At 68.5% G+C, this 10,154-nt stretch carries 13 protein-coding genes and 1 pseudogene; 7 read left to right on the forward strand and 7 right to left on the reverse strand.

The annotated features are described in order from the left end of the window. Nucleotides 1-419: 419 nt before the first annotated feature. Nucleotides 420-1,100: a TetR family transcriptional regulator gene (locus tag KUTG_RS47645; protein WP_043726552.1), complete on the reverse strand. Its 681-nt coding sequence runs from the start codon at nucleotides 1,098-1,100 to the stop codon at nucleotides 420-422. Then, a complete protein-coding gene (locus KUTG_RS47650; protein ID WP_043726555.1) occupies nucleotides 1,097-1,558 on the reverse strand; it encodes an anthrone oxygenase family protein in 462 nt (153 codons plus the stop codon). The genes KUTG_RS47645 and KUTG_RS47650 overlap by 4 nt, the downstream gene beginning before the upstream one ends. A 102-nt stretch (nucleotides 1,559-1,660) precedes the next feature. Between KUTG_RS47650 and KUTG_RS64785 the strand changes: the two are divergent. Then, nucleotides 1,661-1,813: pseudogene (locus tag KUTG_RS64785) on the forward strand (hypothetical protein); the annotation flags it as partial. Nucleotides 1,814-1,944: 131 nt separating this feature from the next. Here KUTG_RS64785 and KUTG_RS47660 read toward each other — a convergent pair. The 3 genes from KUTG_RS47660 to KUTG_RS47665 form a co-directional block, all read right to left on the reverse strand. Continuing rightward, on the reverse strand, nucleotides 1,945-2,562 hold the full coding sequence (locus KUTG_RS47660; RefSeq protein WP_157495302.1) for a hypothetical protein: 618 nt from the start codon (nucleotides 2,560-2,562) through the stop codon (nucleotides 1,945-1,947). Between the two features lie 22 nt (nucleotides 2,563-2,584). Further along, on the reverse strand, nucleotides 2,585-2,746 hold the full coding sequence (locus KUTG_RS59900) for a hypothetical protein (RefSeq protein ID WP_157495303.1): 162 nt from the start codon (nucleotides 2,744-2,746) through the stop codon (nucleotides 2,585-2,587). Nucleotides 2,747-3,651: 905 nt separating this feature from the next. Continuing rightward, a complete protein-coding gene (locus KUTG_RS47665) occupies nucleotides 3,652-4,257 on the reverse strand; it encodes a TetR/AcrR family transcriptional regulator (protein WP_232241323.1) in 606 nt (201 codons plus the stop codon). Between the two features lie 58 nt (nucleotides 4,258-4,315). Here KUTG_RS47665 and KUTG_RS47670 point away from each other — a divergent pair, with 58 nt between their 5' ends. Next, nucleotides 4,316-4,777, forward strand: coding sequence for a cupin domain-containing protein (locus tag KUTG_RS47670; RefSeq protein ID WP_043726567.1), 462 nt, complete (start codon nucleotides 4,316-4,318; stop codon nucleotides 4,775-4,777). A gap of 36 nt (nucleotides 4,778-4,813) precedes the next feature. After that, nucleotides 4,814-5,707, forward strand: coding sequence for an alpha/beta hydrolase (locus KUTG_RS47675; RefSeq protein ID WP_043726570.1), 894 nt, complete (start codon nucleotides 4,814-4,816; stop codon nucleotides 5,705-5,707). A gap of 1,036 nt (nucleotides 5,708-6,743) precedes the next feature. On the opposite strand, the gene KUTG_RS59905 is transcribed toward KUTG_RS47675, so the two are convergent. Next, on the reverse strand, nucleotides 6,744-6,884 hold the full coding sequence (locus KUTG_RS59905) for a hypothetical protein (protein ID WP_157495305.1): 141 nt from the start codon (nucleotides 6,882-6,884) through the stop codon (nucleotides 6,744-6,746). Nucleotides 6,885-7,209: 325 nt separating this feature from the next. Continuing rightward, entirely contained in the window at nucleotides 7,210-7,653 is a 444-nt protein-coding gene (locus tag KUTG_RS47680) for a TetR/AcrR family transcriptional regulator (RefSeq protein ID WP_232241324.1), read from the reverse strand. A gap of 18 nt (nucleotides 7,654-7,671) precedes the next feature. On the opposite strand from KUTG_RS47680, the gene KUTG_RS47685 reads away from it, so the two are divergent. The 4 genes from KUTG_RS47685 to KUTG_RS47695 all read left to right on the forward strand — a co-directional run bounded on the left by KUTG_RS47685 (nucleotide 7,672) and on the right by KUTG_RS47695 (nucleotide 10,143). Further along, entirely contained in the window at nucleotides 7,672-8,763 is a 1,092-nt protein-coding gene (locus KUTG_RS47685) for an SDR family NAD(P)-dependent oxidoreductase (protein ID WP_232241325.1), read from the forward strand. Nucleotides 8,764-9,107: 344 nt separating this feature from the next. Beyond that, nucleotides 9,108-9,296: a hypothetical protein gene (locus KUTG_RS47690; protein ID WP_157495306.1), complete on the forward strand. Its 189-nt coding sequence runs from the start codon at nucleotides 9,108-9,110 to the stop codon at nucleotides 9,294-9,296. Nucleotides 9,297-9,348: 52 nt separating this feature from the next. Further along, nucleotides 9,349-9,552: a hypothetical protein gene (locus KUTG_RS59910; RefSeq protein ID WP_157495307.1), complete on the forward strand. Its 204-nt coding sequence runs from the start codon at nucleotides 9,349-9,351 to the stop codon at nucleotides 9,550-9,552. Nucleotides 9,553-9,603: 51 nt separating this feature from the next. Continuing rightward, nucleotides 9,604-10,143 carry an RICIN domain-containing protein gene (locus KUTG_RS47695; RefSeq protein ID WP_043726577.1) on the forward strand — a complete coding sequence of 180 codons (540 nt, stop codon included), beginning with the start codon at nucleotides 9,604-9,606 and terminating at the stop codon, nucleotides 10,141-10,143. Nucleotides 10,144-10,154 lie beyond the last annotated feature (11 nt).

Consider the following 10,154-nt stretch of genomic DNA (forward strand, 5'->3'; position numbering starts at 1 on the left):
CCACGAAGTTGGGGCTGCTACGGAAGACGAACTCGGTCCCCGGTCGGCATCTCCAGGTTCGCGGGATGCGGCACGAAAACGGGCAGGCTCTTCCGCCAGCTGTAGGACAGCGCCGGAATCGTTGGGGTGAAAGAGAAACAAGGCATCCCAGCGGCGTTGCCCCACCACCCCGACCAGCCCGTGCGGGTGCCCGAAACCCGGCCGCCCTATGCGACCTGCCGGTATTCGTGGATGGCTCCGCCGAGTCGGTCTCGTCTGTCGACCTTGATGTCGGCGGCAGCTGCCGATCCACCGTTCCATGATCCAGCGCCAGCGCGAGCAGGACCATGACGATGCGGCGTCGGCTGCGAGCCGTGGCCGCGATGGTATCGAGGCGCTGACCGGGAATCGGCACGTCGTGTCGTCCGACTGCCCGGGACTCAGGTCTCGCGTGCGCCGGCGGCCGGCGGGAATTCGGCGATGCCGTTTTCGATCAGCGCTGCGGCACGGCGGACGTCGTCGCGCACGGCGGTGATCGAGTCCGGCACGGGCCGTCCGGGCTGGAGGCGGCTTCGCAGGCCGGCGAACTGGATGCGCCACAGGCCGAGCAGCGCGGCGGCGGTGATCTGGGGCTCGGGGTCGTCGTGACGGTATCCGGCTCGGGCGGCCAGCACCTCGGCGGCGACGCCGACGTACCGGTCGGCGATGGTGTTGAGGTAGGTCCGCAGCGACGGTGTGGTGCGGACGAGGTCGCCGAAGCCGCGGTACCGGCCGAGGGCCTGTTCCAGGTCGGGTGCGGCGGCGAAGCCGGCGGCGAGCCTGTCCAGGTCCTCGTCCAGGACGCGGAGCATCGCGGTGACCGGAGGGAGGGCGGGGTCGGCGAGGTAGGTGCGCAGCGCGTCCCCGGTGGCTTCGAGTCGGTCCAGGAGCAGGGCTTCCTTGGTGGGGAAGTAGTTGAAGACGGTCTTCTCGGAGACACCGCAGGCCTCGGCGATGTCGACGACACGCACTTCGTCGAAGCCATGTTGGAGGAACATGTCCGTGGCGGTGTCGGACAACTGCCGGCGCATCGCGCGCTTCTTGCGCTCGCGCAGCCCCTCAGCGACTGGGTGACCGGTCATGACGCCTGCGCCGCGAAGGCCACGACCAGACACAGGAAAGCGATGATCGCCGCCGATGAGCGCAAGACGTCGATGCGCTGCCAGCGCAGAACGGTGGTCCGCCAGTCGGCGGGCGGGTTGTCGGGCTGCCAGTCGGCGACCTTCATGTTGAGAGGCACCGTGCCGAGAAAGGAGAACAGCAGGAACGCGCCGAGCGCCGCCGTGCCGGCCCAGCGCCAGCCGGCGCCGGCGCCTCCGGCGTCGACGATCACCACTGCGACGGCGACGAGCACGGTGGGCAGCATGATGATCGGGACGACGATGCGCAGGGCGCGCACCAAGGCAACACGGGCGGCGACGTGTGCACGGTCGTCGAGACGACGCAGGGCCGGCTGCACCCCGTACCGGACGATGAACTCCTCGCCGGCCAGCGTGCCGGCCAGAAAGAGCCCGACCGCCTGCAGCGCAATGACACTCATCTGGGTCCTTCCCGCGTGTGCCGACCGGGATGGTGCGGTGGCTATAAAAGTATCGTAGCAGTAAGTTTCTGCCGCAGTAAATTTCTAGCGGCTCGTCTCGTGATGGACCTGGGGGAGCGGGTCGGCGAGTTCAAGATCCCACCACGTTGCCCACGCGCGAACTGCTACGCCGAACGGTTCGTGCTCACAGCCAGATCCGAACTCACCGATCGCGTGCTGATCCTGAGCGAGCGGCGTCTCAACGCCGTGCTGGCTGAGTACGTTCGGCATTACCACGGTCGCCGGCCGCACCGGTCTCGCGAGCTTCGCCCACCCCGTCCGACTCACCCCACGATGAACCTCGATGCCCCAGCGGATCACATCGCGGCAGGTACTCGGGGGTCTGATCAACGAGTACGAGCGGGTCGCGTAAAGCTACTGGTCAGCACCGGTGACGGGCTCATGGAACCCCACAGGGACTGCGCGGCGCCGGCCAGCCAGCCGGCGGGCTCCGCGACTTTCTCGTGCGTGAATGAGACGTTCCGCGGACCGTAGTTGAGGATCGTGAGGGGATGTGGGCCGGGACCGGCGTACGGGGGAGCGGCCGGGTCGAAGACGTAGAGCCGTGGTGACTTGCAAACCTCGCTGTTTACGTCGACGTCCGCCTTGGCCTTTTCACTCGGTGCGGGCAGGGGCTTGAGCTGTCCGGAGGCCGGGCCGTCCGGGCGGTCCGGTGGCCACGCGCACGGGCCGGTCAGCACGAGGTTGAACTGGTTGGTGTCCCGGTGCACCTGGGTGGTCATCAGCACGCCGTCGGGGCCTTCCAGGTCGTACTCCTCGACCGGACTCGCCGAGTTGCCCGAGTGCCCGACTTCCTTGCCGAAGCCGTTGCTGGACCGCCAGATCTGTACGTCGTCGAAGTACTTGTCGGTCCGGTCGCGGTCGCCGGCCGAGACCTTGAGCTCGGCGCGTGGCGTGACAGCCCAGTCAGGGCCTGCGTTGCCGCAGCCCGGAGTACGGGTCACCGCGGGCCCGGACACGGTGACATCAGTGCCGAACACCGCTGTCACGAGCCCGGGTGAGGTGCTCCTGCAGCCGGTTCTCCACCTCGCCGGCGGACACCGTCGGCGACGGCCGCTGGTCCTCGGGCTCCGAGCTACATGCGGCCAAGGTCGCGATACACAGGATGAACGCGACGAACCGTGCCATGAGACCCCTGGACCAACCCGCATCAGGCCGAACATACCGCTGGGAGTGGTCCCGGAGCCAGTTGTTCACCTGCGGTGGGCACTGCGTCCGGGCACCCGCCGCTGGTCCATATTGGACTCAATGGCGGGTCGTGGCGGGTCGATCACGTCGTAGCACGCGGTCGCGCCGGTCAGGGTGGCCCAGTATCTGTCGCCGTACGACCAGTGCCAGGAAGTCCGGTGTGCTCTCGGGCCTGGCCGCCGATACGGAACCGCAGCCGGATCGGTTGGGACACAACGTATCCGGCCGGTGCTGACGAGGTACTGCAATCCGCGTCGGTGCCGCTGCGCGCGGTGTCAGGAGAACCGGCGAACCGGTTCGCAGCCGGCCATCGGCATCGACGCCAGGTCCCGGTCCGGTCTGGTCACCTCGGTGCCGGCGTACTTCCAGGTCGCCGTCCACCGCCGTAGGTGGCACGTTCTCAAGCAACCGCGTCGATACCTGGCCCAATCTCACGTAGTCGGCACTCCAGCTGGGCACGCGAGCTCCGCCCGACCTACCCCGTCGCAGACCTCAACTCTCCGCAGATCAAGCGACAGCGGCTTCTCGGAGGCCTGGTCAACGAGCACGAACGGGCCACGTGAAACTACTGATCAGCGCCGGTGGCCGACTTCTGGAACCCACAGGCCGGCACGGTGCGGTTTGTTCGGTCAAAGTCTGCGTCAGGGCTCGCAGTCCGGAGTTGCGCACCGCCGACAGATGCAGTTCGAACCCGAGGACCGCACTGCGGTGCAACGTCCGACGTACCAGGAGTTTTCCTGTCTCGTTACCCAGGCCCTCACCCGGCACCCAGTGGTTTAGGCGGCCCGCTCTGCCTCACGATGGCGGTGGCTCGGCCCGGAGTCGATCACCTGCTGGTCAGGTCATCATGTGTCGGAGCGGCACGGGTTTGTCGGTGCCAGGCCGGCCAGGTAGATGTCTACGAGCCGGCGCGCGGTGCGGTGCCAGTCGGGGACGTGGGGGAGTTGTTGGGCCAGCAGCGCGCCGAAGATCACGACATCGGCAGTGCGCGCGTCGCTCCGGATCGTGCCGTCACGCTGGCCCCGGCGCAGCAGGGAGCCGAGCCGGCGGTGCACCTCGGTCTGGAGGGCGACGGTGTCCGGGTCCAGCACCGGCGGCCCGCCGTGCAGGGGCAGCACGAGATCGGGCCCGTGCTCGATGGTCCGGTCGAGAAAGCCGCGCACGGCCTCGATTCCCGGCCGATCGGCCTCGGCGGCACTGGTGACCGCGTCCAACACGAGTTGGAACGATCGATGTGTCAGCGCGCCGAGCAGCGCCTCGCGGGACGGGAAGTGACGGTAGACGGTGCCAACGCCGACCCCGGCGTCCGCCGCGACGGTGGCCATCGGCACCGCCGTGCCCTCCCGGCGGACCGCGGCGCCGGCGGCGGCCAGCACCCGGTCCCGGTTGTCCGCCGCGTCCCGCCGCAGTTCCCGTTGCCGGACGCCGTCGTTGGCCCGTCGCTCGATCACGGCGTCGATGATGCCGGTCCGTTGACAGTCCGATCAATCGGACGATATCGTCCGGTTAATGAGCATGGCCTACCTCGCGCAACCCGAGCAGCAGCAACAACTCGACTGGCTCGACGGCGGCACACTGGCGATCCTGCTGGACGCGGCGGCCACCGACGGCCAGCTCATGATGGGCCGCTTCGACGTCAGCGAGGGCGAGGCCCCGCCCTATCACCAGCACCAGCACGAGGACGAGATCTTCCTGCTGATCAAGGGCACCGCCCTGGTGTGGTGCGACGACCAGGAGTACGAACTGGCCGAGGGCGGCGTGGTGTTCCTGCCCAAGCGGATCCCGCACGGCTACCGCATCACCTCGAAGAAGGCCGACCTGCTGATGATCAACACGCCGGCCGGCATCGAGGGCATGTTCCGCGAGACCGGCCGGGACAAGTCCACCCCGCGCCCGCCCGGCTTCACGGTGAAGCCCGACCCGGCGATCGCCGACAAGTACGGCAACATCGTGCTGGGCCCGCCGCGCTGACCTGAGCCGTTCCCCACCAACTCGAAGAGGGCCACCATGACCCAGCAGCAGCGCCAAGCCCTCGACGAACTCCTGCGCCACGCCCCGCTCGACCTCGGCGGCGACGTCGCCGAGCAGCGCGTGATCTTCCACGAGATGATCTCCGCGGCGCCGCTGCCCGAGGACGTCTCGGCCAAGCAGGGCGAACTCGGCGGCGTGCCCGTCGTGACCGTCGAGACCCCGGGGATCGACCCGTCGGTCGCCGTGCTCTACCTCCACGGGGGCGCCTACGCCCTCGGCTCGGCTGCCGACTCCGTCGGCCTGGCCGCGGACGTGTCCCGGCGCGTCGGGGCCCGGGCCGTCTCGGTCGACTACCGCCTCGCGCCCGAGCACCCGTTCCCCGCGGCCATCGACGATGCCGTGGCCGCCTACCGAGCCCTGCTCGACGACGGCCTGCCCAGCGACAGGATCGCGTTCGTCGGCGAGTCCGCCGGCGGCGGACTGGTCACCGCGACCCTCCTCGCGCTCAAGGACGCCGGCCTCCCACAGCCCTCCTCGGCCGTGGTCTTCTCACCGTGGACCGATCTGACGGTGTCGGGTGCCAGCGCGACCAGCAAGGCTGACGTCGATCCCGCGCTCACTGCCGAGGGCCTGCGCACCCGCGCCCACGACTACCTCGGCGAGCGCGACGCCGCCACGCCGTTGGCCAGCCCGATCTTCGCCGACTTCACCGGCCTGCCGCCGCTGCTCATCCAGGTCGGCTCGCACGAGATCCTGCTCGACGACGCCGTCCGGCTCGCCGCGCGCGCCGCCGAGCACGACGTCTTCGTGGAACTCCAGGTCTGGCCGCAGGTGCCGCACGTCTTCCAGGGCTTCGCGGCCCTGCTCGACGACGCCGACCACGCCCTGCGCGCGGCCGCTGCATTCATCACCCGCAACTGGGCCGCCTGAACCGGTAGGGAGCGAGAAATGTCAGACCCAGGTTCTACGGTCGCAGGGTGACTCCTCGCAACGCGCGGATTCTCAATCAGATCTGCGCCGAGGCGCTCGATCGGGACATTCCCGCCGACGAGGTCGAGCGATGGCTGGAGCTCATCCGCCCGTGTGCGCTGCTGACCGGTGGCGGCGATGGGCCGGTGGTGGGTTCGGCGGTCCGTGTGGCTTCCGTCCGATGTCGAGCACCTTCGGTTCCTCTGATCGCCACAATCGACTGCGCCGCCCTCCCGACGGCCATGACCGATCTTCCGCTGCCGCGACCTCGACGAGGTCGACACCACGATTGAGTACGTGGACCACAGCCAAACGCCAGACCGCGCCGGGTGCGCGGGACAGCCGGCTGCAACGCGACGGGCTCGACCAACCGCCCGGAGCAGATCCGGAGCAGGCAGGCTGAGCACGCCCGACTACCGCAATTCACGCCGCATCCGCGCGTTCGCTGCCGCTGCCCAAGGCCGCCAACGGCACTGTGCTCGATCTCCACGACGTCCATGGCCTGCGCGATTGAGCGCGGCGCGAGCACATATGCCCGCGACCCAGCCGGAACCTCGGGCCACCATCGAGACGCTGCGGATCCCGCGGCCGGACCGGACGGAGCTCGAAGTGGTCCTTTGCCGCCAGGCCGATGACAGCCGCCCGGCTCTGCCGGGCGTGACGTCACGCCCTGCCGAGCCGATCCGTGCAGTCGTGGGGGCGCGGTCAGTGGGCTTCCCCAAGGATCACGCGCGGATATGGCGTCGGCGGGCGTCTGGGACGGACGGTAGCCGACCAATCGGCAGATCGGTCAGCGAACCGGTAGTGCAATGGCGGGTATGCCCCGTGGCCGCTTCGGGCCACCGCCAGGCCGGGTGGCGTAGTAGGAGGTTTTGTTGATGTTCACGTAGCGCTCCCACCGTGAAAAGAACCGGCGGCAGACCTCGTGCTGCCTGTCTTGGCTACGGCGGTCGCGGTCCTCGTTGACGTCTGCGTGCCTCCCGACTGTTGGGAGGCATCAATGAGTGCCGCTACGCATGTTGAGCTGCAGCGACGAGTTTTCGAGCCCCACACGCTCGGCCAGCTCCCGAATGGACAGTCCCTCGATCCGCCGGTCTCGTCTGATCTGCTCGAACAGTTCCACCTTCGACCGCGCCATTCCCGACCTCCACGCCGACGACGACACCGACGTGAAGATCACAACCCGGGTGGGGCCACTATTCGCGACGACACGCTGCCCCCACGAACAGCGAGGTCACCACCAAGGCGGGGCCAATATTGGTGAAGAACGACGGCCCAACCGGGGCCAGTTCAGGTGACCACACTCAGTTGCACCACGTCCTCTCTGCCTGGAGATACGCGGTGTTGCGTTGACCCGTTGAGACCGCCCCGATGAGCGGGCGTTCGGCGCGTGTCCATGAGGAGTAGAGGCCGCAGCTCCGCTCCGCCTCAACGACACTGAGACTCCGCTGGGTCGCAGTCGCTCAGGGGACGAGAAGGCTGATGGCGGTGTCCATGCGGCCGAGATACTCCTCCCGGGTCTCCACCTGGTGCTTCAACCCGACCGACGCGCTGATCAGCGTCTGTGCGACACCGGTCGCCGCCTGCCCGCCCACCGCGGCGACGACGAGTTTTTCGAATCGCTTCGGAGCCGTGCGGGTGATCGTCCCCAGCAGGTCCGGGTTCTGCTCGATGACCTCCGGGACGTCGCGGCTCATCGGTCCGACGTAGCGGCCGGCCCACCGGTCGAACGCGCCGATCAGCCGCTCTCGCAACGGCTTTCCGGTGTCGGCGAGGATCTCCTCGGCCGCGGCCAGGTCCTGCTCGATCGCCTGGGTGACCGCCGTCCGAAACAGGTCCTGTTTGGACGCGAACAGAAAGTACAGCCCCGGCCGGGAGATCCGGGCCGTGCGCGCGACTTCGTCCATGGACGTCTTCCGGTACCCGTGCCGGGCGAACGTCAGCAGTGCCGACTCGAGCACCGCGTCCCGGCGACTGGTCTCGGCAGCGTCCGCAGCTTCGGAAACGGCCATGCGGCAACTTTACGGGATCCGATCTTACTATACAAGTTCTGTTCAGTCTGTATAGTTCGCCGAGTGACCGCACCTCAGCTCATCACCACCCCGTTCACCGCCGCCAGCACTGCGGACGACGTCCTGGTCGGTGTCGACCTCGACGGCGTCCGCGCCATCGTCACCGGGGCCTCATCCGGGATCGGCGCGGAAACCGCGCGGGCGCTGGCCGCCGCGGGAGCCGAGGTGACCCTGGCCGTCCGCAACACCGCCGCCGCGACCGCGGGACCCCGTTCGCGGGTCGCCCGGCTCGACCTCGCCGACCAGGAGTCTGTCCGCCGCTTCGCGCAGAAGTGGGTGGGCCCCCTGCACCTCCTCGTGAACAACGCGGGCATCGTCACCGGCGGACCGGCCTACACCGCGCAGGGCTGGGAACTGCAGTTCGCCACGAACCACCTCGGCCACTTCGCGCTGGCCGCCAGCCTGCACGCGGCACTAGCCCGCGGCGCCGCAGACCGCGGCGAGGCGCGGATCGTCTCGGTCAGCTCCACCGCGCACATGCGCGCCGGCGTCGACTTCGCCGATCTGCACTTCACGCGCCGCGCGTACAACCCTCAGACCGCCTACGCGCAATCGAAAACGGCGAACTCGCTGTTCGCCGTGGAAGCAACCCGCCGCTGGGCGGCCGACGGAATCTTCGCGAACGCCGTCAACCCCGGCGGAGTCGCGACCGGACTGCAGCGGAACTTCACCTCGGCCCAGAAGGAATCCCTCGCCGCGGCCGAAGCCGCGGGCATCTTCACCTACAAGACGGTCGAACAGGGAGCGGCCACGAGCGTCGTGGCAGCAGTCGCACCGCAGTTCGCCCACACCGGCGGTCACTACCTCGACGACGCGCAAGAAGCGTACAGAGTGCCGGACGACGCCGAACTCGCCGACCACCCGCACGGGGTGAAGCAATGGGCTCTCGACCCGGCCACTGCACAACGCCTCTGGACGGTGTCGGCGGCCCTGACCGGAGACTAACCGCAGCACTGGTCGTTCGTTCACGTCCGATCAGGCCGACGAACCGGCTGAGGACGCAACCCAGGCAGAGCGGCCGGTCGCGAGGCACAGCTGCCGAACTGGAATCCGGCGCGTCGATGGCTGATCCGGTGAACCATCACCTCGTCCTCGGCGAACTCCGAGAGATACAAGACCTTGCCCAGACGGGACAAGATGAGGCGCGTACCGGCCCACACGGTGACGGGACGTCGACGGACGCGATGGCGTCCCCTTCCTTGACGTCCGCACGCAAGCCCCGGTCCGTACATCGCCAAACCGTGACGGGGCAGGTCGTTCTCCCGCGGGACCGCACTCTCATGCCGCGGGTGGTACAGCTTGACCAGGCGACCGCCGGGGTGTGGTTCATGAAGTCCAGCGAGCCGGCTCCACGAAACTCAGGGCACATCAAACAGTTGCTGGCCGACCGGATACGGCTGTTAGGTGCCGACCACCTCGACACCTTGTTCACCCATGCCAACCTCGCTCACTGGAGAGAGCGGCTTTCGGACGACTGATCCTTTGCGGAGCGCGAAATATCTGGAACATGGGCAGGTAAACAGGTCCTGGATGGACGCATCACGGTGCAGGCTCTGTTCACGCGCCAACGGTTCCCGCGATCTCGGCGACACCCACCGGGCCGCCGACGACGAGCCGGCCGCGCACCACGCGTGGCGGCAGGCCCTGCCCATTCTCGACGACCTGCACCACCCCGACGCCGAAGTCCTGCGCGCCCGGTTGAGAGAACCCATGGGGTACCGGCGGGGTACCTGACGGGTACCGGGCGCGGAGACGCTTGGCATCACGGACAGTGAAAGGACCACGATGCCAACAAAACTCGCTTCACTGCTGAGAAGCCGCAAGGCGGCGGCCCTGCTGCTCGGCCTGCTCACGGTGGTCGCGCTGGGCGCCGGCGCGGGCACCGCCTCGGCCTCCGAGGGCGCTCGGGTGGAGATCTTGAACGCCAACTCCGATCTGTGCATGTCCATCCCCGGTGACGTCATCTACACGGGACAGCGGATCGACCAGTGGGACTGCGGCGGCTACGCGGACCAGTACTGGTATCTCAATCCCTCGGCCAGCCACCCCGGCTGGTTCTACATCCAGCCCCAGCAGAACGACACGCTGTGCGCCACCTACGTGCCCGGCACCAACGACATCCTCACCCTCCAGGGCTGCGGCACGAACGCCGGCAGCGGGAACGCCAGCACGCAGCTCTGGCGCTACGTCGGCGACAACGAGCTGGAGACCTTCCAGGGCTGGGCCATGTCCGTCCCCGGCGCCTCCACCACGCACGACGTCAGCATCAACATCTATCCGTACGGCCCCTACCCGGACCAGCACTGGGGCATCTACAGCGCGTGATCCCTCGGCGC

This window comes from Kutzneria sp. 744 (genome assembly GCF_000568255.1).
Classification (GTDB): domain Bacteria; phylum Actinomycetota; class Actinomycetes; order Mycobacteriales; family Pseudonocardiaceae; genus Kutzneria.